The organism is candidate division KSB1 bacterium, assembly GCA_034521575.1.
In the GTDB taxonomy this organism is placed as follows: domain Bacteria; phylum Zhuqueibacterota; class Zhuqueibacteria; order Residuimicrobiales; family Krinioviventaceae; genus JAXHMJ01.
On record JAXHMJ010000003.1, the window covers coordinates 179,928 to 204,135 of the forward strand.

20 protein-coding genes and 1 pseudogene are annotated in these 24,208 nt (G+C 49.9%); 9 read left to right on the forward strand and 12 right to left on the reverse strand.

The annotated features are described in order from the left end of the window. Positions 1-38: 38 nt before the first annotated feature. Both U5R06_09380 and U5R06_09385 read left to right on the forward strand, forming a co-directional pair. Positions 39-1,241: a glycoside hydrolase family 27 protein gene (locus U5R06_09380; GenBank protein ID MDZ7722994.1), complete on the forward strand. Its 1,203-nt coding sequence runs from the start codon at positions 39-41 to the stop codon at positions 1,239-1,241. 38 nt (positions 1,242-1,279) lie between these two features. Beyond that, a complete protein-coding gene (locus tag U5R06_09385; protein ID MDZ7722995.1) occupies positions 1,280-2,149 on the forward strand; it encodes a TIM barrel protein in 870 nt (289 codons plus the stop codon). Positions 2,150-2,231: 82 nt separating this feature from the next. On the opposite strand, the gene U5R06_09390 is transcribed toward U5R06_09385, so the two are convergent. Together U5R06_09390 and U5R06_09395 are read right to left on the reverse strand one after the other, a co-directional pair. Next, the gene (locus U5R06_09390; protein ID MDZ7722996.1) at positions 2,232-3,578 is read right to left on the reverse strand and encodes a Gfo/Idh/MocA family oxidoreductase; all 1,347 of its coding nucleotides are present in this window, start codon (positions 3,576-3,578) and stop codon (positions 2,232-2,234) included. A 10-nt stretch (positions 3,579-3,588) separates the two neighbouring features. Then, positions 3,589-4,971, reverse strand: coding sequence for a DUF1080 domain-containing protein (locus U5R06_09395; GenBank protein ID MDZ7722997.1), 1,383 nt, complete (start codon positions 4,969-4,971; stop codon positions 3,589-3,591). Between the two features lie 288 nt (positions 4,972-5,259). Here U5R06_09395 and U5R06_09400 point away from each other — a divergent pair, with 288 nt between their 5' ends. The 4 genes from U5R06_09400 (at position 5,260) to U5R06_09415 (ending at position 9,155) form a co-directional block, all read left to right on the forward strand. Beyond that, positions 5,260-5,892: a sulfatase-like hydrolase/transferase gene (locus tag U5R06_09400; GenBank protein ID MDZ7722998.1), complete on the forward strand. Its 633-nt coding sequence runs from the start codon at positions 5,260-5,262 to the stop codon at positions 5,890-5,892. Between the two features lie 168 nt (positions 5,893-6,060). Beyond that, positions 6,061-7,866: a hypothetical protein gene (locus tag U5R06_09405; protein MDZ7722999.1), complete on the forward strand. Its 1,806-nt coding sequence runs from the start codon at positions 6,061-6,063 to the stop codon at positions 7,864-7,866. A 1-nt stretch (position 7,867) separates the two neighbouring features. After that, positions 7,868-7,990, forward strand: coding sequence for a hypothetical protein (locus U5R06_09410; protein ID MDZ7723000.1), 123 nt, complete (start codon positions 7,868-7,870; stop codon positions 7,988-7,990). Between the two features lie 85 nt (positions 7,991-8,075). Then, positions 8,076-9,155, forward strand: coding sequence for a sugar kinase (locus U5R06_09415; protein ID MDZ7723001.1), 1,080 nt, complete (start codon positions 8,076-8,078; stop codon positions 9,153-9,155). A 208-nt stretch (positions 9,156-9,363) separates the two neighbouring features. Here U5R06_09415 and U5R06_09420 read toward each other — a convergent pair whose 3' ends face one another. Then, positions 9,364-9,612, reverse strand: a complete 249-nt coding sequence (locus U5R06_09420) for a CRISPR-associated endonuclease Cas1 (GenBank protein ID MDZ7723002.1) — start codon at positions 9,610-9,612, stop codon at positions 9,364-9,366. 522 nt (positions 9,613-10,134) lie between these two features. Between U5R06_09420 and U5R06_09425 the strand changes: the two genes are divergently transcribed. Further along, entirely contained in the window at positions 10,135-10,743 is a 609-nt protein-coding gene (locus U5R06_09425; protein ID MDZ7723003.1) for a hypothetical protein, read from the forward strand. Positions 10,744-10,835: 92 nt separating this feature from the next. On the opposite strand, the gene U5R06_09430 is transcribed toward U5R06_09425, so the two are convergent. Continuing rightward, the gene (locus tag U5R06_09430; protein ID MDZ7723004.1) at positions 10,836-11,153 is read right to left on the reverse strand and encodes a FlgD immunoglobulin-like domain containing protein; all 318 of its coding nucleotides are present in this window, start codon (positions 11,151-11,153) and stop codon (positions 10,836-10,838) included. A gap of 24 nt (positions 11,154-11,177) precedes the next feature. Between U5R06_09430 and U5R06_09435 the strand changes: the two genes are divergently transcribed. Then, positions 11,178-11,771: a sigma-70 family RNA polymerase sigma factor gene (locus U5R06_09435; GenBank protein MDZ7723005.1), complete on the forward strand. Its 594-nt coding sequence runs from the start codon at positions 11,178-11,180 to the stop codon at positions 11,769-11,771. Positions 11,772-11,831: 60 nt separating this feature from the next. Beyond that, positions 11,832-12,347, forward strand: coding sequence for a hypothetical protein (locus U5R06_09440; GenBank protein ID MDZ7723006.1), 516 nt, complete (start codon positions 11,832-11,834; stop codon positions 12,345-12,347). Between the two features lie 78 nt (positions 12,348-12,425). Here the strand turns inward: U5R06_09440 and U5R06_09445 are convergent, their stop codons facing one another. From U5R06_09445 to U5R06_09480, 8 genes and pseudogenes are all read right to left on the reverse strand, one after another. After that, positions 12,426-14,981 (reverse strand): two-component regulator propeller domain-containing protein, encoded by a 2,556-nt coding sequence (locus U5R06_09445; protein ID MDZ7723007.1) that lies wholly within the window; start codon positions 14,979-14,981, stop codon positions 12,426-12,428. Between the two features lie 321 nt (positions 14,982-15,302). Next, positions 15,303-17,609: a penicillin-binding protein 1C gene (pbpC, locus tag U5R06_09450; GenBank protein ID MDZ7723008.1), complete on the reverse strand. Its 2,307-nt coding sequence runs from the start codon at positions 17,607-17,609 to the stop codon at positions 15,303-15,305. Positions 17,610-17,922: 313 nt separating this feature from the next. Next, positions 17,923-18,138, reverse strand: coding sequence for an SHOCT domain-containing protein (locus U5R06_09455; GenBank protein MDZ7723009.1), 216 nt, complete (start codon positions 18,136-18,138; stop codon positions 17,923-17,925). A gap of 43 nt (positions 18,139-18,181) precedes the next feature. Further along, positions 18,182-18,784 (reverse strand): hypothetical protein, encoded by a 603-nt coding sequence (locus U5R06_09460; GenBank protein MDZ7723010.1) that lies wholly within the window; start codon positions 18,782-18,784, stop codon positions 18,182-18,184. A gap of 231 nt (positions 18,785-19,015) precedes the next feature. Beyond that, positions 19,016-20,590 (reverse strand): multicopper oxidase domain-containing protein, encoded by a 1,575-nt coding sequence (locus U5R06_09465; protein MDZ7723011.1) that lies wholly within the window; start codon positions 20,588-20,590, stop codon positions 19,016-19,018. A gap of 19 nt (positions 20,591-20,609) precedes the next feature. Then, on the reverse strand, positions 20,610-21,224 hold the full coding sequence (locus U5R06_09470; protein ID MDZ7723012.1) for a methyltransferase domain-containing protein: 615 nt from the start codon (positions 21,222-21,224) through the stop codon (positions 20,610-20,612). 132 nt (positions 21,225-21,356) lie between these two features. Then, positions 21,357-21,821: a hypothetical protein gene (locus U5R06_09475; protein ID MDZ7723013.1), complete on the reverse strand. Its 465-nt coding sequence runs from the start codon at positions 21,819-21,821 to the stop codon at positions 21,357-21,359. A gap of 13 nt (positions 21,822-21,834) precedes the next feature. Next, positions 21,835-23,889, reverse strand: a pseudogene (locus tag U5R06_09480) (copper-translocating P-type ATPase). Positions 23,890-24,208: the final 319 nt, after the last annotated feature.

Genomic DNA, 24,208 nt, shown 5'->3' on the forward strand with positions numbered 1-24,208 from the left:
CCGGCGGCTTTTTTTATTGAAACGACCGAGGATATAGTATGAAACAAATGCTTTGCGGGCTGCTGGCTTGTCTTTTGATGGTCAGCAGCGCTCCGGCTCAAAAGTTTGAGAATCTGGCGCAGACTCCGCCGATGGGCTGGAACAGCTGGAACAAATTCGCCTGCGATGTGAGCGAAGAGCTGATCAAGCAGGTGGCGGATGCTATGGTGGAGACCGGCATGAAAGACGCCGGATACGAGTATGTGGTGATCGACGACTGCTGGCAGGTGGATCGCGACAGCGAAGGCAATATCGTGGTCGATCCGGAGCGTTTTCCGTCCGGGATGAAAGCGTTGGCGGATTATGTACATTCCAAAGGTTTGAAATTCGGGTTGTATTCGGATGCCGGCACCGCCACGTGTCAGGGCCGACCGGGCAGCCGCGGCTATGAATTCCGCGATGCGCGCACCTATGCGGCCTGGGGCGTGGATTATCTCAAATACGACTGGTGCAATACCGGCACCCAGGATGCCGAGGCGTCTTATACACTGATGCGGGACGCGCTGTACGAGGCGGGACGCCCGATCGTGTTTTCTATATGCGAATGGGGGGACAATGAACCCTGGCTGTGGGCTGAGGATGTCGGACATCTCTGGCGTACCACCGGTGATATTCAGGACTGCTGGAGCTGCGTCTACAACTGGGGCGGACTGGGAGTGATGCAGATCCTGGACAAACAGGTTCCGCTTCGTCAGTATACGGGGCCGGGACACTGGAATGATCCTGATATGCTCGAAGTTGGGAACGGTGGATTGACCGAAAGCGAAAATCGGGCTCATTTTTCCATGTGGTGCATGCTTTCCGCGCCGCTTATGACCGGCAATGACATTCGGGATATGAGTGACACGGTTGCAGAGATTCTGACCAACAAGGAAGTCATTGCCCTGGATCAGGATAAATCGGGCATCCCCGCTTTGAAATGGGTGGACTATGGTGAACGCGAAGTCTGGGTGAAACCGCTGGAGGGCGGTGAGTTTGCCTATTGCTTTCTGAACCGCGGCGAGACCGACTGGACGCTGGAGTATCCTTTGCAGCGCAGCTGGATCCCGGATCCGGATTTCGGCTGGAAAAATTACAGTATCACCGGTGATTTAAAGGTGCGCGATCTCTGGACACACAAAGATCTGGGTACATCCGACACTCCGTATTCAGGTGTGGTGCCGCCGCACGATGTGGTGTTGTTGAGATTGAGCAAAGAGTAATTGATTCAAACTAAAGTAAACGTGAGAGGAGTGAAACCATGCAACTGGACAGACGTTCCTTTTTAAAAACGACAGGGGCCGCTGCGGCCCTAACTTTGGGTGGAATCCGTTGTGCCACCCGGCAACCTGAAGCAAAACTTCCGCCTCTGGGCATTCAGCTGTACACGGTGCGGGACGCGATTGCCGAGGATTTTCAAGGCACATTGACCAAAATCGCGGACATGGGCTATGCCGGTGTGGAAACGTACTTTTTCCCCGAAGAAATTACATTAAAACAGGCCGGAGATCTTTTGAACTCTCTTGAACTGCCGGTTTGCGCCATGCATACGGAAATTCCCGAGGGTGATCAGAAAGACCTGATTCTGCGGATGGCGGAAGCCTATCAATCCGACCGTCTGGTCTGGCACGGCTGGCCGCAGTCCGGATTATATGCGTCTATGGATGCTATGAAAGAAACGGTGGAACGCTACAACAAGGCATCGCAATGGGCCAAAGACAACGGACTCAAATTCGGTATGCACAATCACTGGTGGGAATTCCAGCAGGTCGACGGGGTGTATCCGGCCTATTATCTGCTCGAAAATCTAAATCCGGATATCTTTTTTGAAATTGATGTATACTGGACCCGAACCGCAGGCCAGGATCCGGCCAAGGTGGTTGCGGATTTCGGCAAGCGCGCTCCGCTGCTGCATATCAAGGATGGCAAAGCAACGGTCGGCGAACCTGTGCACAAACAGGTTGCCGTCGGGCAAGGCAATGTGGATATCCCGGCTGTCGCCGAAGCAGGGAAAGGGTCAACCGAATGGATGATTGTGGAACTGGATGATACGGAATATGATATCTTTGACATGGTCCAGCAAAGCTATACCTACTTGACCGAAAACGGCTTTGCCCGTGGCAAAGTTTGATGGATTGGCTGGATTTGAATTAAAAAAAGCGCTCCGCGAACCGGAGCGCTTTTTATTGTATCTTGCTGTTTCGGAAAATCGATTACGCGTGCCAGGTTTCCGGTTCCCAGCCGGGTTCATACTCGCGGTGACGCATCGCCTGGGCTTTGGCATTATGGGTGATATGACCGTTTTGAGGATCGAGATGCAGTGTATCTCTTAGCTTCCAGGCGATATTGGACAACTGCAATATAGTCACACTCACATTACCCTCTTCAATCGGTGAGCGCAGCGGAGCACCGTTTTTAATTCCGTCGATCAGATTGGCAAAATGCTCGGTGGTCATGGGACCGGCGCCGACGACGTTCAATGTCGCATCTTTCTCACCTTCCCGTTTAAAATCCTCAATGACCTGGTTGTCGCGGTCAATCACCTTGTAGCCGCCGCGTCCGATGATGACCGTGCCTTCCGTACCGTGAATGCTGGCGCCGCGTCCCTGATCAAAGTACTGCATGCCCTGACAGCTTTTGCCTTCCCAGGTGATCAGGCTGTTTTCGTACTCGAAACTGGTGACCAGTGTATCATAAAATTCCCAGTCATCGTCATAGTGGTAACGGCCGCCGCTGGCAGAGACGCGCAGCGGCCAGGTTTCCTGCAGCGCCCAGCGGCATATATCCACCTCGTGGGTGGCATTGTTCAGGGTTTCGCCGGTGCCCCAGTCCCAGAACCAGTGCCAGTTGTAGGGATGTACATTGTCGCGGTAGGCCTGGCGGGGCGCCGGACCCTGCCACAAATCCCAGTTCAGGAAATCAGGTACCGGTATTTCTTTGCCCGTGCCGATAGAGCCGCGTTTGTTGCTGTACCACGCTTTGCCCATGTAGACACGTCCCACCAGACCCTCGTGGATGCGCTGGATCAGTTTGATGGTGAAATCCGAGGACCGCTGCTGATTGCCCATTTGCACCAGCTTGCCGTATTTGTCCCGGGCCGCCACCAGCAGTTCACCTTCTGCGGGATTGTGACTGCAGGGTTTTTCAACATACACATGTTTGCCGGCCTGCAGCGCCATGACGGCCATGGGGGCGTGCCAATGTTCCGGTGTGGCAATGGTGATCACGTCTATGTCCTTATCTTTTACCAGTTCGCGGTAATCGATTACGGCTTTGGGTTTTTGGCCGGTGAGTTTTTCGGTTTTGGGTGAAAAGCTGTCGAAATAGCGTTGATCCACATCGCAAATATGGGTGACCGCCGTGTTGGGCAGGGCCGCGATGGATGAGAGATGTGCATTGCCGCGTCCATGCAATCCGGCAATGGCAAAATTGACCCGGTCATTGGCGCCGAGAATGCGGCTGTAGCTTTTTTTCGAAAAAGCCGCTGTGCCCAGCGCCGCCCCTGCGGAAGCGATCCCTGTGGTTTTAATAAATTGACGTCTAGATACAGTTTTAGACATGATACTCTCCTTACAATTCTTTGATCTTGATATTCTTAAAGGACACGCGGTTGCCATGGTCCTGCAGCAGGATGTTACCTTCTTCCCATTCGCCAAAATTCGGCCATTTGGCGTATTTGCTATAGGCCACCAACGCACGCCACATTTGAGTGCGGCGTTGATATTCCACCACCTTGATGCCGTTGAGATAATGCGCCACATCATTGCCGTCCGCCACGATTTTGGCGCGGTTCCAGCGGTATTTGTTTACGCGCTTGGACGTGGATTCGTTGGGAAGGTAAAAATGCGCGTTTGCCGGAATCAGATCATACAGAGAGGCAAGCGTGCGGTTACCGTTCACGCCTTTTTTGGCATCCGGATGATGTTCATCGTCCAGGATCTGAAATTCGCAGCCGATGGCCGAACCGGCGCCCTTGTTCAATTCCGGGTCCACAAAGTATTTGATACCGCTGTTGGCGCCTTTGGTATACTTGAAATCAACCTGCAGGACGAAATCGGAATACAGGCGGGTTGCAACGATATCACCGCCGTGCTCGGACTCGCCGCCGCCGCTTTCCAGTACGGTCAATACACCGTCTTCAATGACCCAGCCTTTTTCCGGGAAATCGTCCAGTTTGGCGCCGCGCCAGCCTTTTGTGGTTTCACCGTCCCATAGCAGCTTCCAGCCCTGTTCTTTTTCGCGTTCAGTCAGTGTATTGGCCAGGTAACTGACTTGCTGCACATCCGCGGGCATGTCTTTTTTAGCCGCATCCAGATTTTCCGTCATGATACGGATATTGCGGAATTTTACGGTTTTTCCCGCTTTGGACGTGTCATTGCCGATGCTGTGAACCTGCAGGGCGATGAATCCTTTTGCCGTTTCATCATCCACCAGATTGGATGCAGGTACGCCGTTCAGCCACACCTGCAGACGGTTGCCGATGGCCTGGACGCGAAACTGATTCCATTCGTTTTGTTTAAAGGCTGTTTTGGCCTCTGGGTTGTATTCCAGATGATACAACCAGCCGCGCCGCGCTTCATCGTAAATGCCGCCGGTCCAGGCGCGGTCTGACGGGTCCAGTTCCACCTGATAGCCGTGTACGCGTCCGTCACGATAGTCAGGGATGCTGTTACTGCGGATTTGTACGCCTGAATTCAATGCCGGGTCGACTTTGGCCTCGTACTCGAGGATAAAATCCCCGTACTCTTTTTCAGTCGCCAAAAAGGTATTCGGCGTATTCATGCTACTGACGCCGATGATCATATTGTCCTCGACTTTGTACTCGGCGGTGCCGTTCAGCCTGGTCCAGCCGTCCAGGTTCTCCCCGTTGAACAGCGGGGTCCAGTCTCCTCCGGTACAAGCACTCGTCATTGCAACAGCCAGAATGGCTGTCATATACACTGCTCTTCTCATAACAACTCCTCGCAAAAAAATTAAACCGGTTCAAGTATAATATAAATAATTACTCATAAAAGAAAATAAACAATATTCCTGATAATGTCAAGACAGATTGATGAATTTGCAAAGAATTTATATTGAATTGTTGTTTTTTTCAATGATTTTGTTAGTTTTAGTCTTGTGTTTGTAAATATATGTCAATAAATAAAAAACTTTCAAATGACAACACAAAAAAACATTCGGTCTTTGACGCGCAGGCGGTTTTTAAAGGCCGCCTCGGGAGCATTGTTGACAGGGGGATTGATGTGCTGTTATTCCGAAAAGTCCAAAACACCCCCGAATATCGTTATCATTACATGGGTTTTTTTTACCTCGGATAACGGCCCGTGGATCAGTTATGGCAATCATGCCGGTTCTACGCCGTTTCGCATAGCAAAAACCACCAGCTTTGACGGCGGCACGCGTTCGGCATGCATTATGAAATATCCGGGCGCAATCAAGGCCGGATCATCGTCGGGTCAGGCCTTTTGTTCGATTGATATATTGCCCACCATTTGCGAACGCATTAATGCGCCGCTGCCCGATCATGAAATAGACGGCAAAAATGTTTGGGATATCATAACCCGTAAACCGGGCGCAACAAATCCGTACGAGTATTACGCCTTTTCAACAGGCGGTACGTTCGAAAGTGTCATGAGCGGTGACGGTCTCTGGAAACTGCATCTGCCGCATGATTATCGCACGCTGGTAACTCCGGGTAACGACGGACAGCCCGGCCGCTATAAGCGAGAGCATATAGAGTTGTCGCTGTTTGACCTTGTGAATGATCCTTATGAAACGAACAATGTCATTAGGGCGTATCCCGGCATTGCAAAAGAGTTGCAGCAACTGGCAAAGAGACATCAAACGCGCTTTTATTCGGGAACAGCCGAATGAAAGAGATGCAGCTGAATCCTTTTAATTTTGCATGATGATCACCATCACGGAAAGTCAGCATGTGTGCCGGAGTTGCGATCTAAAAACAATGCTTTGGCAAGATTTTTGATTCGTTTTTTTTCAAATAACCTGCATTTATACAGTTTTATGACCAGACTCGGAGTGTTTGTGGATAAGACGCTGTATAAAATTGTTTTTGATGGCAATGTCCAATCGGGGTACGATTACGAACAAGTTAAAAAGCAAGTGGCCGGTCGCTTCAAATTGAGTGAACCGCGCGTTAAGCGGCTTTTTTCCGGAAACCGTATTGTGCTGAAAAACAACATTGATTTTGAAACCGCGCAAAAACTCAAATCTGAGTTTGAAAGCACAGGCGCCTTGTGCAATATTGTTGCCATGCGTACAACACAAGCGAATGATTCAAAACAAAACGGCTTGAAAATCCGCTGTCCGCATTGCGGGCACCAGCAAAAGGTGGGCAAAGCCTGCCTGAATTGCGGATTTGTATACGGCCGGTCTCGTGCAACGGCACGCGAATCCCGGATCGCGGAGCAGCAAGCGGTCGAATCGGAGCTACCGTCCGGTTTTGATAAATCCGACTGGCAGCATGACAAACTCGATCGCTCGCATTGGCAGCCGGCTGTGCTGTTTGTGTTGACGTTTGGTCTCTATTTCCCGTTCTGGTTTTATCAGACCTGGAAAAAACTTGTTAAATATAGAAATATTGATGCAGAACCTCTGCTGCAGACATTGTTTTTACTGGTTCCCCTTTATAATCTGATTGTTATTTACAGACTTTACGCAACGATTGAGGATGAGACCTTTAAAGAACGGTACGGCTTTTTTAACGGCCGTTCTGCTTTTTTTATTTTTGTTCTTCCCTGGGCGATGTTTTCGGGAATTGTGATTTTGAATATCCCGGGACCGTTCTGGCTGGTGTACAGCCTGTCGGCATTTGCGATTGCCGGTGCACAAAACGCCTTGAATGCCATGTACGCCGCCCATATAAAATCACTGCCGCAAAGACCGTTGGCCGTAGGCTGGTTAACAGCTGCAATTGTGTTTATTGTACTTGTTCTCAGCGCAGAACTGCTGGTGTGGATCTCCAATCGCGAGATGATGAAACAATTTGCCGAAATGACGAGCACACAAATTGATCCTTTGATTTTAGAACCGGCAAACTCATCCGGCATGGATCTCACCGAGGCGTTTGCAGACTATGTGCAAACCGCAAAAGGCATGATGAACCGGCGATTTGTTGACAAACGAAAGGGGAAAACGATTTTTTTTACCGTCATGGATCGTCTGGCGCGTGCAAAATTCTCTGACATTGCAATTGAATCCGGGCCGGGGCGTTACACGCCACCGGCAACAGAGGTGTATAGAAACCAACAGGACATGATGCAGATTCATGATGTGATCGATGCACAGAACCGTTCCGCTCCGATGTGGGAGGGTTTTTATATCAATGTGGAGTATCTCGTTCCCCTGTTTATTGATAAAAACAAGTTTCTGGATCAACATTTACGCCAATCCACAATTGATCTGGCTTTTTCACCCCTTCAGGAAATCAGGCAATATCAGCATCATACACAGGCTCTGGAGATCAAGGCGCAGGAAAACAAGAACGACGAACTGCTGAATAAAATAAAAGATATTGCCTGGGGAATTGATTGTTATTTCAAGCGAAATCTGACAGACAGCCGAACCGGTGATCGTACCCGTGAATTGTCGCGCATGTTGAGCCTGTGCGGCAGTTCATATCCGCCTGGTGTGCTCATCCGTCTGCGTCATACGTTGCAGCGCAATGATGTGCGCTTGTTTGTGTATGATGTACAATATGAAAAAAAAGGTTATCGTCTGGCGGCGAAAAAGGGCGAAAGCCAGTGGGTAATTCATGACTCGCTGGATGAATCTGTGATTTCGCAGGTCTATACCACAGAAAATATCTCTGCATTGTTGCAGCAGCTTTAAAATGGCTGAAACAATGAACACCTTTCTGATCAAAGGACTTTATAAAATACTTGAAATCGTGATCTCGATTGATTATATTAAAATAACCGCTGTTGACGCGGTTATTTTTCAAACATTAATTTGAACCGGTTCAAATTAATGTTTGTTCAAGTTTTATGTTGCTAAAAGCCGCCAAAATGCTATTTGTGTATAAAACGAAAGGATTGAATATGGATTTGCAACTGAAAAAAAACTGTAAATATGCTTTACTGGTACCCACCAGCATTGGATTGCGCATTACACCGGTAAACGGTCAGCCGGTGCACTCTAGCGACATGTTTAAAATGCAGACCACCAGCGCCGAGACCAATGTGGCCAGCGTGTCGTCTTTTCTGGGACTGCCGGTCAAGGTCTTGACGGCATGGGTCAAGGACAGTCCGCTATCGCGTTTCATCAGCGACAACCTGGCCGGTCGACATATGAATGTGGAAGCCAAGATCGTGGAACAGGGTGGCCCCTGGGGCTATCGGCATCAGTTCAATGTTGCGGACAGGGGCACCGGATCGCGAGGTCCGCGGGTGCATAACGACCGCGCCGGTGAGGTGGGCCGCACCCTGAGCGCTGAGGATTTCGATCTGGAGCGCATATTCGGCGAGGAGGGCGTGCAGATTATTCATTTATCCGGACTTGTGGGCGCATTATCTCCGGAAACCGGACAGTTTTGTCTGGAACTGGCGCGCGCTGCCCGTAAACATGGAACCCGCATTTCCTTTGATTTGAACCACCGCGCCTCGTTCTGGAAAGGCCGTGAAGATGAGCTGCATGCGATTTTTAAGGAAATTGCCGGTATTTCCGATGTTCTGGTGGGCAATGAAGAGGATTTTCAGCTCTGCCTCAACGTGGAAGGACCGGAAGCCGGCGGCAAAGACCTAACGGCCAAGATTGATGGGTTCAAAGGCATGATCAATGCCGCGAAACAGACATTCCCGAACGCCTCGGTGTACGCCACAACCCTGCGTCAGGTGGTCAATGCCAACTCGCATCTCTGGGGCGGCATCATGTCCGCGGGCGATGACTGGCATGTGGTGGAACCGCGGCCGATCACGGTTCTGGACCGCATCGGCGGCGGCGACGGATTTGTCGGCGGCATGCTCTATGCCATCCTGAAAGGCTGGAAACCGGAAGACTGGCTGCATTTCGGTTGGGCCAGCGGCGCTCTGGTCACAACTCTGGAAACTGATTACGCTCAACCCGCAGACGAAGAACAGATTTGGAGTATCTGGGAAGGCAATGCCCGGGTGAAACGATAAGTGTGATGGGTAAATGGAGAATTGTGAAATATGAAACCAGGCCGGCGAATTCGTCGGCCTTTTTTTAGAGTCAAACATAAGTCACAATGTGCATCAATTAAAACGGTTGCCGAAACTTTCATACGATGAGAACGAATAATGGGGGATTGGTGTTGGGTATGCGGCCGAATACTGCCCTGTGAAAAATTTAGCGTAACGGTCCTGCTTGTCATATCTGTAAACAATGTTTGTGCAGAAAACGGATCGTCGGGTCTAATTGAGTGTGGTACAACTCTCCCTGTCCCACGCTGTACAACGGGGCGTTGTCGAACGAGATCAAATCGTTTACCGTGTTTTTTGGCGGACGCCGGGTGCGTTTCTTGGAATCCAGATAGAATTTACTCTGACCTGCATGCACCTTGCCGCTCACCTTTCTAATTTTTTCCTCACCGCTTCCATGTGTTCGTTTTCTGTTCAAAGCCTCCAGCTTAAAACAGTACGAGGTACAAGTCTATAAAAATTAATACTGGTATATAGATAGATATCTCAAAATTTCAGTAAAAAGCTTAGAAAAGAGCGCTTTTTTTTTGCACCTGTTATCTTTGAAAATACTGTCTGGCGCCAACCCCCGGGTGTCCATGGTGATAAAAGAATCCGGCCCGGAAAAATCAAGAGGAGTAACGCACACGTCTCAATCACAAACGGGCCGGATACTGGATGAAGTCTTATTTTAATTGAATTTATGCGAAAATGCAAGTTAATTTTTCGAAAAATGATCATCCGGCTGGAATAAAAATCGGCTGCAGATTTCGACTGTTTCGGTGAAAAAATCGACCGTTTGGTCGATCCGGATGGGTTCCGGTATTCCGGTATAAAAATCACAAGCTTAAATAAAACAAGTAGTAAAGGGTACGAAATCTGCCGGTTTTCGGGTTTGGCACGGGCGTTGCTTTAGTGGCAAGTGAAATCAATAAATACTCATTTTATTTTGGAGGACCATATGAAACGCTTTACATTTTTTCTTGCACTGGCAGCTGCCTTGGCATATTTATTCACAGCAGTACCGCAGGTTCAGGCACAGTCGGATGATACGCATGGTCGTGAATTTGTCGATGAAAACGGCGATGGTTATAATGACAATGCGCCGGACAGTGACGGCGACGGCATTCCCAATGGCCAGGATGAGGACTATGAGCGTCCCGAAACCAGCCAGAGACGCGGTCAGGCCGGAAACGGTGAAGGGGCCCGCGGCGCCGGATTTGTGGATGCAGACGGTGACGGATTCAATGACAATGCGCCGGACAGTGACGGCGACGGCATTCCGAACGGCCAAGATGAAGACTATGAACGCGCCGGATCAGGCCGCGGACATGGCGCCGGTTCGAACGCCTTTGTCGATGCCGATGGTGACGGCTTTAATGACAATGCACCGGACAGTGACGGTGACGGGATCCCCAACGGTCAGGATGCAGATTGGGAACGACCGGAAGATTGTCTCGGACGCGGTCAGATCGGTAGACAGGCCGGTGGGCGCTTTGATACGCCCAAAGGCGGTGATGCTGACGATGAAACACCCCGAGGCGGCCGCGGACAGCGCGGTAACAAGTAATTTGATATCAGGCGGATCATGAAAACAGATCTGCCTGCTATCACAAAATTCTTTTTCGTTCTCCCCCGAGCCCGGTTTTCGAACCGGGCTTTTTATTTGATATAGAGCAGTTTCTGTGTGTCGCGAAACGAGCCCGCACGCATCTGCAGCAGATAGACGCCTGCAGGTAACAGGGCGCCGTCTGTGCCGCAGCCGTTCCAATGCAATTCGTGTTGTCCGGCAGACCGGCGGCCGTTATACAGGGTTGTGATCTGCTGTCCGTTCATATTGTAGAGGATAATCTCAACCCGGCTGTTCTGCGCCAGATCATATAATACGAATGACAGATGCAGAATACATATACCGAATTCAAAAAATATTGACAGAGAGATCATTTTTTTGTATGTTAATACGGGTTGGATGTTGTTCATATCTTTTATTAAAGGGATTGTTTTATGTATAGCGGGGAAGCGTACACTCTGAGTGAATCTGTAAAGATTGAGTTGAAAGAAAAAATAGAGTCCGCCTGGTTGCTGGTGTATTCAAAATTTAATTTGCAGATACTTGAAGTTTGTTACTGGTTTTGCCGGAACCGGGAAGATGCCAAAGATATCAGGAATGAAACTTTGCGCATTTTTCAGCATATCCGGACGTTTGATATACAGCGTCCGTTTTACCCCTGGCTTTTAAGCATCTGCAGGAATTTGTGTGTTGATTATTGCCGTAAAAAGCGTCCGGTTTGCCTGGATCCGAACGATATCGAGTACAGCATGTTGGTTTATCCTGCGAATATTTACAGAGAGCGGCCCCGTCTGGGGCAAATATATACGGCAATGGCTGATCTGACGCCCTGTCAACGCCGATGTCTTTTGCTTTTTTATTTTAAGGGCTATTCCTATAAAGAAATTGCAAAAATATCCGGATTTTGTCAAAAAAGTCCGTTCTTTTATTCAAAACGGTCGGCGACGCATCCGGGTTTTTACAGCAAAGGCGGAGAGCATGTGATTCAACGCCAAAAGCATAAAGATTTCACTGTTGAAACGGAATGAAACCGTGGCAGGGATGTGTTATAATATATAACGCACTAAAATATAAGAGATTACCCCCAAATGAACCGACAACGCTCATCCTCTCTCTACAATCGAAAACTTGCGGCGCTGGCCGTGATCCTGCTGGCGCTTGCCGTGGTATTCTGGATGGTGATGCGCTACAGTCGTTCGCACATGATTCGTCTGGCCGAGCTTGAATTTGTACGCGTGCAGAATCTGCAACAGCCGTCTTCACCGTCTCCGTCCCTTGAGCACGGCATCCAGGCATTTCACGACGGCAATTACTCGTCTGCCCTGATCTCTCTGGGACAGCATCTGCAGGAGCATCCGGACTCGTATTTCGGTTCCTTTTATTCCGGTCTGGCACGGATCAAGAGCGCGCCGCTGCAGATATTGGGGGTGACGCTGGCGTTTGATCCCGAGGCCGTGCGCCTGGCGTTGCGTGATATGCAGAATGCGCGGAAAACGGCTGCGAATCCGCGGCAGACGGCCAATTGTCTTTGGTTTGCCGCCAGGTCGCATTTGATGCTCTGGCCGGCCGCAGGAGGCGCGCAAAGCGTTGCTGGAAATTCTTGAACTTGAAGAAGCGCCGGAGCGCGTGCAGGATGCGCGGGGCTTGTTGCAGAGGCTGGAGCCGGTGATTAAAGAGCGGGCCTATTCAGATTCTTCGTCAGTGTAATCAGGATACAATTTTTGCATACAGTCCGGACAGATACCGTGTGAAAACTGCAGTTCGGAACGGGTTTGTATATAGCCTTCCAGCTGTTCCCAATAGCCGTCATCGTGACGGATCTTTTTACAATTGGCGCAAATCGGAAGCAGTCCGCTTAATGTCTTAATATGGGCTGTGGCCTCTTTGATGCGTTCATTGAGGATACGTTCCTGTTCAAGGTGCCGGTGGATTCGCCAGCGAAAGATAGCGTAAATAGCGCCCGCAACCAGGAAAAAGATTAAAATATAAAATCCCGGGGTTTGATAAAAATGCGGCTGTAGTACAAAATTTATCGCTGCACCTTGGGTGTTCCAGACGCCGTCGTTATTGCAGGCGATGACCCGGAATGCGTAATCACCGGGCGGTAAATTCGTATAAAAGGCTGAGCGACGGGTTCCGGCGTTAACCCAATTTTTATCATATCCCTCTATTTTGTATTTAAACCGAACATTTTGAGGTTCTTTAAAGCTCAAAGCGGTGTAATGAAATTCAAGTTTTTGCGTACCTGCCGCAAAGGTGGTGTTGCTTTCTCGATAAGATCTGATTTCATCGCTGCGTATCGATTCTATGTGAACCGGCGGCGGTGTCTGGTTGCTTTTAAACGTGCCCGGCACAATTTTAACGGCACCTTTTGAGGTGGCAAACCAGAGCGACCCGTCGTGCGCTTTCCATCCGGACGGTTGCCAGTCGCCAAAACATGCTTTTGTTTTCATGCCCTCCTGGACACCATAGACTTTGCAGTGCAGAGAATCGGTATGACCTGCGGCAAATTCGGCCAATTCTTTTTTCTCTACGTGGCCAATGCCAACCGGACTGCTCAACCATAATCCTCCCTGATCATCTCCGAGTACGCAGTAAATTTCATTGGTGAACAAGCCATCTTTGTAGGAAAATGCGATAAATTCGCCGTTTCGATAGCGGGTCAATCCGCCCTGTGGAGAGCTGATCCACAATGTCGAGTCCTTGTCTTCATAAATAGAACTCACCCAGTTGTTGGCAAGCCCGTCCCGCGTCGTAAAGTGACGGCTGACGCCATTGCGGATACGGACCAGCGAATCCGCCATACCGATCCACAGTGCCCCGTCCTTTGCATAATGAAAACAGGTCATATATTCGCGGTTTGGATAAGGCTTGCCGTCAGCCATCAGGTAAGGTTCGAGTCTTCCCTCGACAAATCGTCGGATTCCGACATGATCAAAATATATAATTAAGCTGCGGTCGTCTTCGGTGATGGCCGATATCCATTTATCCGGAAGGCCGTCGCGGGTTGAGTATTGCCTGATGATTCCGTTTTTCAGTTTCGAGAGTGCGCCCGTTTGTCCGGTCCAGATACTAGAATCGCGCGCCACGTATACAGGGCCGACTGGTATTTCATTAAATACGCTTTTATCCTTTCCGAATTTTGTAATGCTGGCCGATTGGCTGCTGCAGAAATACAGGCTGTTGTCCGGAGATTCGACAATACTTGAAATAAAATTGTTGTACAATCCGTCATAGGTCGTGTATGTTGTCAGGTTGATATTTTTGAACTGATTCAGACCGTCTGAGGTGCATACCCAGAGATTGTTTTCGTGATCTTCGGTGATGGACAGGACATTATTATCGGTCAGGCCGTCGTTTTTTGTAAAACGTGACCAGGTGTCGCCGCTGCTCAATCGGTTCAATCCGCTACGCGTTCCTGTCCACAAATTATTGTCTTTATCTTTGTAAACGACATTGATGCGTTCACCCTGTGCATAGGTTTTTACAGTTTTGTCGTTCATTACACGCGCCAGTCCATTGGCTGTACCGATCCACATGATCGACTGTCTGTCAAAATGCAGGCAAGTAATATTGTTGTGGGGAAGGCCGTCGTGTTGTTTGATTTGTTTTAGAATCTGTTGGCCCGCCGCATCCAGGATAAATACTCCCTCGTGGGTTCCGGCCCATATTCGGCCTGAATTATCGATGGCAAGAGCCGTAACATAATTGGGTTCGAGCATCAAAGGCGTATACATGGTACTGTCGAGTCGATACAACCCGATAGAAGTTCCGATCAGCGGTCTGTGATCTGCGGATTCGATGAGGGCGTTGATCTGTGTGTTGAAAAAACCTTCTAAAAGTGCGTGCCTCCGGACCTGGCCGTCTTTCAAATGCCTGAATCCGGTCCATTTGGTGCCCACCCACAGGCCATTGTCCCGGGATCGAGCCAGTGCGGTGATAGAACCGTCGGGCTTTTGACTTGGCTCTGTGCGGATGGAATCGAAACTCACCCCGTCAAAACGAAACAGACCGGCGGACGTTCCAAACCAAAGATAACCGTCGTGGGATTGTAGACTCACATTTACTTTATTCGCGGGCAGACCGTTCATGGGGAGCCATAAAGAGTGGCCGTATTGAGCAATGGATTTTTCAGGATCAAGTGCAAACAGTGCAGAGAGATTGCAGAATAACAACGTGAATAGAATGATCCACAAAATAGATTTAGGAGTTGCCATATCTGTTTGGGAAATTGACATAAATATGCCTTGTCCGTTCTCTGTCTTTAGCTTTTGTCCTCTCGTCCTGAAAATCGGGATAGAGCTCATCCTGACAATGCGGGCAAATGCTGTGAGTGACTGGATTTCACAGTCGTTCTGAATGAACCTGTCAACCTGTCAGCCCGCTGCCTTTTTCATCACATCTTCCCCCTGATTTATTGCTTGAATAGGACCATGATTCATCGGCCCGAAATGTGTCATAAATCCGGGCATTTTATGTAAAAAAAGGAACGACATTTTTTACATTTGCCGGTTATTATACATATTTATTTCTAAAAAATCAAGAATGATTTTTATTTTTTATCTGAATGCCTGAAATCGGACTCGACGTACGGCCCCGGTTTGATCCTGCACAGTTAGTTGGTGTTCACCGGCCGGCAGATTTACTTTTACATTATGCGGTTCGCGGGTTTCTGCCAGAAATGAACCGTTCAGGTACCAGAACAGATGCATAGAGGGAGTGGCGTGTTTTGCCTTAAAGATCACCGGTTCAAAGGTGCCGCTGAACGTGCGCGGAATCTGAATGCGAATGTCCGGGATGGGATATTCGATGGCAAATTGACGCTCACGGTGAACTGCCGGACAATCCGGATGATGTCGCGGCGGCGATTCCACCATGCGATTTTGACGCTGCATAAGCTGTCGGACGGGCGGCGGATAGATGGTGCGTGTACACCACACGGTATCGGAAGGGGTCCAGCATTGTGAACACACTTGATATCCGTTGCTGTCCAGAATATAGCGTTTGTGGAAGGAACAGGTCTTGGATTCCCAGGCGACAGCAGGCGCTTCAACGCGAATGGTGTCCGGACACCAGGGGGAAGGCGAAAGACCGCTGACCGGACATACGGCTTTCAGCCGCAGATCGGATTCCGGTTTTTCCGGCCACAGAGGTTGGTTGCTGCGGCAGAGCTGATTAAACAGTTTAAACAGCACCGGACCGGCGGCGCTGGAGCCGTACAGATCGGTATTGCCTTGCCCGGAAAAGTGTCCGGCCCATACGCCAATCACGTATTGTGAGTTGACGCCGATCGCCCAGGCGTCGCGCTGACCGTAACTGGTACCGGTTTTCCAGGCCACGGGAATCTGATTGTTGAAAAACGGCCAGTAAAATTCCGTTCCGGGACGATCGACAGTTGCGAGCGCTTGCAATGTCAGCCAGGCGGCGCCGGGGGAACAGACGGCTGCAGCGGGATGCTGAGGCTCCGCATTCCAGCGCAGAGGCGTACTGCGGCCGAGATTTCCCAGGGATGCAAACAGTCCGCAACATTCCCACAGCGACGCTTCGGCGCCGCCCAGAATCAGGGACAGTCCGTATTCTTCCGGCGACCGGTTCAGGCTGGTCAATCCCGCATCCGTGAGGTTGTAATAAAAGCGGTCCATGCCGTAATCCTGCAGCAGAAACACGGCCGGGATGTTCAGGGAATATCGCAGCATGATGTCCAGACTTACCAGTCCGTGACACGTTCCGGAGGCGTTTTGCGGTGAAAAATTGCCGAAAAATGCAGGTACATCCGGCAGTTTTGTCGTCAGGGTATACGGACCCCGGTCCATGGCACAGGCAGCCAGAAACGGTTTGAGCAGGCTGCCGGTGGAGCGTGCGGCCTGCACGCCGTCCACCTGACCGCCGGGCAATTTAAAGAATCCCTGGGACCCGACATAGCCGCGCACCCGGCCGGTGGCGGTTTCTGCAACAAGGGCGGCGTAATTGCGGATGCCGTGGGTGGAAAAAAATCCCGCATAGGAATCGAGGATCAGATTTAGTTGGTGTTGAATGTCAGAGTCCAGGGTGGTGCAAATACGGTGTCCGGATTCCTGTGCCAGCGCCTGGGTGCAAAGATGCGGCGCTTTGAACACCATACGTTCCGGCAGCCGGGGTAACGGTTCCCGGCAGGCAAGATGACAGCTCAGGGAGTCCAACCTGTGAGTGCGGTACAGCCGCTGCAGCAGATGATTGCGTTTTTGCAGCAAACGGCTGCGTTGTCTGTCCAGATTGATCATAGATGGCGAGTTGGGGAGAACCGCAAAAAGCGCGGCTTCCGCCCAGGTGAGGTCTCTGGGCGGTTTATCAAAGTAGCGTAAAGATGCGGCCTGCAGACCGACGGTATTGCCGCCCATGGGCACATGCGCCGCATACAGGATCAGCTGGTCATGTTTGCTGAAATGCAGACTCAGTTTCAGCGCGGTCAGGCACTCGCGCAGTTTATTGAACAGGGTACGCGGTTTCGGGTGATCCAGTCGGGCTATCTGCATGCTCAGGGTGCTGCCGCCGCGGACAATGCGGCCGCTCTGCAGATTGATCCGGACAGCGTTCAGCAGCGCTAACGGGTCTATGCCGTGATGCGAGAAAAAACGCTTGTCTTCAAACGTCAGCACCGCCCGCACATATTTTTCCGGCAAGTCCAGAGAATCCGGCGGAAACCGGTATTGTTCATCTTTGGCCAGCGTAACGCGCAGCATGTTATTTTGCCGGTCGGTGACGATACGCGAATAGGATATATCCGAAAACGGCGCCGGAGGAATGAGCAGCCAGATGAAAATGATAATCAGGAGCGTAAATATTTTAGGTGCGCTGATTCGGCGGATGTCAAGTGATTTTTTTGTCAAACGCAGGACTCGAGTTGTGTGAAAAACCGTTTCCCGCAAAAGTATGAAAAATAATTTGGATTGAAAAGGAAATAAGCAAAATCATAGGGCAATTGAAACCCGATTGCCCGGAATATTTGCCCGCGGTTATCTCGATGGTTATGCTAAAAATACATACAGCTTGAAAAAACGGTTTAAAGATTAGGCCGTTTCCTTATACATCACTCTTTTTTTTCTTTACGATAAATGTGGTTAATTTTATAATTCCTCCCTGGGCCATTTATTATAAGCAACAGGGTGTGCCGAAAAGCCAAGTCCCTGTTGCTCATTTTGTTTATCCAGTTAGATCACGCTTCTTTTCTTCGAATTCCTGTTTATCGATTTCGCCCAGGGCATAGCGTTCTTTGAGTATGTCCAAAGCTGATTTTGGCTCTCTCGGAGAGGTGTTCGAGTTTTGGGCGGAACGCACCACAGCCCAGATGATCAACCCCAGAACAACCAGGCCCAATATCCAGCCCCATCCCATAAATCCCGTTCCGTATCCATGCATGTTAACCTCCTTTCTGCGTGTTGTTGACTTGATTCATCATGCCCTATTGCTGCGGGTTCATGGATTTTAGCATTTCTTTCTGATCATCATTGAGCACGGTTTTCATCCTTTTCAAGGTTTCATAAGCAGCGATGTGCATGTCGATCTTGATGTTCGAGCAGAATTGCATTTGCTTTTTAATCTGACCCGCAGTCGCCTCCTGTTTCAGCATGTTTTCCAGATCGACTCTTTTTTTCCTTAAATCGGTTTTATAGTCAATCTGCTGTTTCTGAAAATCAGCGCGCATATCGATCAGTTTTTTCGATTGATTTTGGGTTAGGGTCAATTCCTCCTGCATTTCGGGAAGCATTTTGACCATCATCATGACGTTCATCATGGGACTCTGCTGCATCATTCCACAGCTCATCATACCGCCGTGCATCATCCCGCGGCTCATCATTCCTGACATCATACCGTTCTGCATCATGCCACGCCCCTTCATGCCACTGTGCATCATCCCGCGTCCCATCATACCGGGCATCTCATCTGTGCTGTCGCTCGGCATCATCTGGCTGCTTCCCGCATGCTGCATGCCCTGTTGTGCTGACACCGGGACAAGAAAAAAAGCGGTCAATGCTATCGTAAAAACTGCTGTGAATAATCTCATGGTGTACCTCCTTAAAGTTGGATTCAAACATGTTGAACTGTTTCTGTCTTTACTATATTCAAATGCTGTGCCATAATGATAATACTTCTTAAGTATAATAAAAACAATTATTAAAACTTTTGAGACGATATTAACATCGTAGAATAGTACTCGGACTGCAGATCAAAGTGTAGAATATTCAACACTGTCATAGGGGTCTCAAAAGATATTTTAAAAATTCAGGCCTGCGATTTAACCGGATTCGATCCGGTAATTGCGCATCATGCCCATATCCTCGTGTTCCAGATTGTGGCAATGATACAAATACAATCCGCTGAAATCCTCAAATCGGAGCGCCACCTGCACCCGCGCACCCGGCAGCAGCAGAAAACTGTCCTTTCTGCCATGATCTACAACACCGTCTTTGAGCGCGTCCCAGGCTGCGGCGAAGCGCGGATCGATCTGACGATCAAAAATTTTGAACTGCAAACCGTGAATATGCACCGGATGCGGCATATTCATCATGCCGCCCATCATGCCCATATCGCCGCCCGCATTGATAAATTCCCAGATTTCTGTGGTGTTCAGCTTTACTTTTTCATAGTCAGCAACATCTGTCATTTCAAACGTTCTGCCGTTGATGGTCCATTGCATATGTCGGCCCATGGCGAATTCAAAGCGCCTCGGCTCGTTTGAATTGGTGGCATCCTGTGCTGACAGAGGCTCAAAGTCTGAGAGCTTTGAGGGCAGCTGAAAGCGGTTGTTCGCTTTATGTGTGATTTTCACGCGTGAAATATCAAAGGCTGCGCCGTTTTCCGGTACATTGCGGTTTGTACCGCCCATCATGCCGCGTCCCATCATACCCATACCGGCATCAACTCCCGGTATAGGAAGACTGACCAGTTTGAGTTCATCACCCGGATGACGGTCTGAAAAATCAGCGATCACATCAAAGCGTTCGGCCGGGCCCAGGGTCAGAAAAGGCCGGGTGACAGGTTCTTTGAGTAATCCGCCGTCTGTGCCGATCACGGTCATCGGAGTCCCGTCCTGCCAGGCCAGCTTGTAGATACGCGAATTGGAGCCGTTTAATATTCGCAGCCTGTAAACGCCGGTGTCCGCTTTTAAGGTATATCCGGACTTTCCGTTGACCAGCACGGTATCACCCAGGAATCCCAGCATCTGCTGCATACGGTTCTGAATGTAGATCAGTTGGTTGTCCGGACTAAACTGTCGATCCTGAATGATCAGCGGCACGTCATGATCGCCGGCCGGCAGGTTCAGCTGTTCCTCTTCCTCGTCTGTCACCAGAAACAGACCGGCCAGTCCGCGATACACCTGGGGGCCGGTTTTTCCATGCGGATGCGGGTGAAACCAGTAGGTGCCGGGACGGTCCATAATGGTAAATTCATAGACGTATTCTCCGCCCGGTTTGATCACATAGCGCGGATGACCATCTGCCTCCGGCGGCACATGCAGGCCGTGCCAGTGAATGATGGAAACCTGGTCGACCTGATTGCGGAAATAAATACGCATCTTTTGTCCGCGACGCGCTTTGATGACCGGTCCCACCCAGGTATCCGGCAGGTTGGTCAGAGCGTTTGCATCGCCTTTTATAACCTCACCCGTGTAATGCCATATACCGGTTTCCGGACCGTCCAAAATCTGCAGGCGTCCGGGTTTTGCAGTCAGGTTGATCTCTATATCCGGGATAAAATCCGGATCTGGTTTGGCGGCACGTGATGTGTTCCCGCGGCCGCAGGATGAGAGCAAACCGTTGGCCGCCAGCGCGCCGAGTCCTGCTGTTTTGAAAAACGTTCGACGTTTCATATTATCTTTCCTGTCATTTTTATTTCTCCGCTATGATCAATTTGACAATATCCAGCCACAGATCTATCACCCGACTGTTTTCAAATCCTGCTTTTTTTAGATTGTCCACGGTTTCCCGGTTGATGTTAGCGCCATAAATATGCAGGGGAACCGGATTCAAGATATCCATCATCGCACCCAAAACCGGTTTGTGGCTGCGCACATGCTCCAGCATCACGGCACGGCCGCCGGGTTTGAGCACCCTCCGGATTTCTCTGAATCCTCTAACCGGATCCGGCACCGAACAAAACACACAGGAGGTGACCACGCTGTCGAAATGATTGTCCGGGAAATCCATATTCTGAACATCCATGACGCGCAGATCGAATTCTCTGTTCATTTCAGCGGCTTTGCGTTCGGCCCGTTCGATCATGGCCGGACTGAAATCGATGCCGGTCACCTGTAAGTGATCCGGATACCAGGCCAGATTTTTACCCGTGCCTACACCCACTTCAAGAACCCGGCCTCTGATATTTTTCATCAATGTGCCGCGCCAGTTGGCCAACATATGCTCCATGGGGCTTTCGAGGATATCATAAATCCCGGCAATGCGGCTGTAGCGGTTGCGGATTTTGTCTGTTTGTTTATTTGGCATTTTTATCATTTATTTACGACTATGAAGCACTGATTTTGCCGTATACAGAACTGCAGGCAGCACGGATATCTATCGAAATAAAAACAGAAATATCATCTGCAGCGTGTACACGAGCGAGCCCGGAATCCCGTATTATGGCTCCGTTGTTTGCCTCATTTCATTCATCTGCTCCAGCATGCTCTGGTAATTCTGCATCATCAGATTCATGTGCTTTTGCATCTGTTCGAGACGGGTTTTATATTCCCGGTTCTGCATCAGCTCCGAATCATTCATCAGAGAGTTCATGGTGTTCATGACCTGATTCATATCGCGGGCCATGTCATGCATGTGTCCGCTCATGGTTATCATGGAATGTCCATAAACCGTATCCACTCCGGATCGGGCTTCCATATGCTGCTGCCAGTCGTCCCGCATTTGACCGGACAGGGTTTGCAGATCATTCATATGGTCGGCCATACCGGGCATTCCCGTCATTTCTCCGCTGCCTCGGTGCATACTCGAGTAATCCTGATTCATATGTTCGGCGTGCTGTTCATTGTTGCATGCCGTACCCAGAATTAAAAGTGAACATATCATAATCGTCAATACAGCTCTCATAAAGTACCTCCGTTCAGCTTTTTACATTCATCTTGCGTTTCAGAAATTGCGCGTTGATGGCGACAATCACTGTACTCAAACTCATTAATATCGCACCCAGGGCCGGACTGATGACAATCCCGGCGTGCAGCAGCACACCTGCAGCCAGGGGAATAGCCACCACATTGTAGCCGGTGGCCCAGACAAAGTTTTGAATCATTTTGTGATAGGTCGCTCTGCCGAACAGAACCAGAGAAGCGATATCTGCAGGATTGCTGTTCACAAGAATAATATCCGCGGTTTCCGCGGCAATATCGGTTCCTGATCCCACGGCAATGCCCACATCAGCTGTGGCCAGGGCCGGCGCGTCATTGATGCCGTCACCGGTCATGGCGACAAATTCACCGTTCTTTTGAAATTCCTTGACCTTTTCCAGTTTCTGGTCCGGCAGAATTCCGGCATAATAGCCATCCAGCCCCAGTTCCTCGCTGACGCTTTTGGCGACCTGTTCATTGTCGCCGGTCATCATCACTACTTTGAGTCCATTGTTCTTTAAGGTTTTGACCGCGTCATAGGATTCGCTGCGGATCTCATCCGCCATGGCGATGAATCCGGCCAGCTTACCGTCTATGGTTACAAATACCACGGTTTCCTGTTCGTTTTTATAAGCCTTGTCCGGGATATGCATATTTTTTTCTTTGATTGCTTCGGGACTGACCACGCGGATTTTCTTGTTTTCCACATCCGCTTCAATGCCTTTGCCGGTGATGGCGTTAAAGTTCTCGGCTTTGGGCAGCTTGATGTTCTTCCTGTTTGATTTTGTCCAGGATGCCGACCGCCAGGGGATGTTCGGATTGCGATTCCAGAGCGCCGGCCAGACGCAGGATGTCATTGTCCTTAACCTCATCATTCAGTGCCCCATAGCGGGTCACACCGAAATTGCCCCGGGTCAAAGTGCCGGTTTTGTCAAAGGCCAGCAGGGTGATTTTGCGTGAATTTTCAAATGCCGTGCGGTTGCGGATCAGCAGACCTTTTTGTGCCGAAATGGACGTGGAAATGGCCACCACCAGGGGGACGGCCAGTCCCAATGCGTGCGGACAGGTAATGACCATGACCGTCGCCATGCGTTCGAGCGCAAAGACAAACGGGCGGCCGAGCGCCAGCCAGGTTGCCAGCGTCCCGAATCCGATGGTGAGCGCAATGAGGGTCAGCCAGAAGGCGATGCGGTCGGCCAGATTCTGGGTTTTTGACTTTTTGCTCTGCGCCTCGCGTACCATATTGACCACCTTGGACAGGTAAGCGTCCTCGCCCACTTGTTTGACCCGGACCGTCAAGGAACCGTTGCCGTTGATGGTTCCGCCGATCACCTTGTCATCCTTAGCCTTTGTTGACCGGTTTGGATTCGCCGGTCACCATGGATTCGTTGACGTGACTCTTTCCCGTCGACGATCTCGCCGTCCACCGGGATTTTTTCACCGGGACGCACCAGTACCTGCTGACCGGCTTTTAGTTCATCCACGTTGACATCTGCGGTATCGCCGTTTTTGAGCAGATGCGCTTCTGACGGCATCATTTCTACCAGTTTCTGCAGAGAGCGGGAAGCGCCGAGCACGGATTTCATTTCAATCCAGTGTCCCAGCAGCATAATATCGATCAGGGTCACCAGTTCCCAGAAAAACGTGCTTCCGGATACGCCAAAGGTGGTTGCCGAACTGTAACCCCAGGCCACGGTAATGGCCACGCCGATCAGAGTCATCATGCCGGGTTGTTTATTCTTGAGTTCATCCGTTAGTCCGGTTAGAAACGGCCAGCCGCCGTAGAAAAAGACAACAGTGGACAATCCGAATAGAATATATCCGTCAATACCCGGTATGAACGTAAAGCTGAATCCCAGCAGACCCTGAATCATCGGCGACAGGATCAGAATGGGTACGGTAACGGCGAGCGAGATCCAGAACCGGCGGCGGAAATCGCGGATCATCATGGCGTGATGGCTGGTGTGGTCGTGGGAATCGTGATCATGAGCATGGCCGTTGTGATTGTGGCCCTGATGCTGATGTTTATGTGATTGTTCGTGATGGTTATGCATAGAGTTGGTTTCCTTTATTGCGTTTATTTTGTATTGTTATAACAATAATAAGGAGGGTGTTTATTCAAAAGTATACGATTATGGGGCGCAAAATATTCTGCGATAACCGCTTTTTTGTTCTGTTCTTTCAATGACCAAATCCAATCGGATGCGGGCTGTTTTGTCTTTTGGGTAAAAACCGGTTATGATTTTTTTGCAGAAAATGGCCATATACCGCCGCACATAGACGTGCGCGATGGAAACTATGCATTTGCGAGTCCGTGAAAATCAACAGCATCTGATTTTTCTCACCCGAATGCATATTTGTTAAAAAACATGC

What these genes read in the sequence shown, in the direction of transcription:
- U5R06_09380 (MDZ7722994.1), top strand. Translation starts at nt 39, where the DNA reads ATGAAACAAATGCTTTGCGGGCTGCTGGCTTGTCTTTTGATGGTCAGC.
- U5R06_09385 (MDZ7722995.1), top strand. Translation starts at nt 1,280, where the DNA reads ATGCAACTGGACAGACGTTCCTTTTTAAAAACGACAGGGGCCGCTGCG.
- U5R06_09390 (MDZ7722996.1), bottom strand. Translation starts at nt 3,578, where the DNA reads ATGTCTAAAACTGTATCTAGACGTCAATTTATTAAAACCACAGGGATC.
- U5R06_09395 (MDZ7722997.1), bottom strand. Translation starts at nt 4,971, where the DNA reads ATGAGAAGAGCAGTGTATATGACAGCCATTCTGGCTGTTGCAATGACG.
- U5R06_09400 (MDZ7722998.1), top strand. Translation starts at nt 5,260, where the DNA reads ATGTGCTGTTATTCCGAAAAGTCCAAAACACCCCCGAATATCGTTATC.
- U5R06_09410 (MDZ7723000.1), top strand. Translation starts at nt 7,868, where the DNA reads ATGGCTGAAACAATGAACACCTTTCTGATCAAAGGACTTTATAAAATA.
- U5R06_09415 (MDZ7723001.1), top strand. Translation starts at nt 8,076, where the DNA reads ATGGATTTGCAACTGAAAAAAAACTGTAAATATGCTTTACTGGTACCC.
- U5R06_09425 (MDZ7723003.1), top strand. Translation starts at nt 10,135, where the DNA reads ATGAAACGCTTTACATTTTTTCTTGCACTGGCAGCTGCCTTGGCATAT.
- U5R06_09430 (MDZ7723004.1), bottom strand. Translation starts at nt 11,153, where the DNA reads ATGAACAACATCCAACCCGTATTAACATACAAAAAAATGATCTCTCTG.
- U5R06_09435 (MDZ7723005.1), top strand. Translation starts at nt 11,178, where the DNA reads ATGTATAGCGGGGAAGCGTACACTCTGAGTGAATCTGTAAAGATTGAG.
- U5R06_09440 (MDZ7723006.1), top strand. Translation starts at nt 11,832, where the DNA reads ATGAACCGACAACGCTCATCCTCTCTCTACAATCGAAAACTTGCGGCG.
- U5R06_09445 (MDZ7723007.1), bottom strand. Translation starts at nt 14,981, where the DNA reads ATGTCAATTTCCCAAACAGATATGGCAACTCCTAAATCTATTTTGTGG.
- U5R06_09455 (MDZ7723009.1), bottom strand. Translation starts at nt 18,138, where the DNA reads ATGCATGGATACGGAACGGGATTTATGGGATGGGGCTGGATATTGGGC.
- U5R06_09460 (MDZ7723010.1), bottom strand. Translation starts at nt 18,784, where the DNA reads ATGAGATTATTCACAGCAGTTTTTACGATAGCATTGACCGCTTTTTTT.
- U5R06_09465 (MDZ7723011.1), bottom strand. Translation starts at nt 20,590, where the DNA reads ATGAAACGTCGAACGTTTTTCAAAACAGCAGGACTCGGCGCGCTGGCG.
- U5R06_09470 (MDZ7723012.1), bottom strand. Translation starts at nt 21,224, where the DNA reads ATGCCAAATAAACAAACAGACAAAATCCGCAACCGCTACAGCCGCATT.
- U5R06_09475 (MDZ7723013.1), bottom strand. Translation starts at nt 21,821, where the DNA reads ATGAGAGCTGTATTGACGATTATGATATGTTCACTTTTAATTCTGGGT.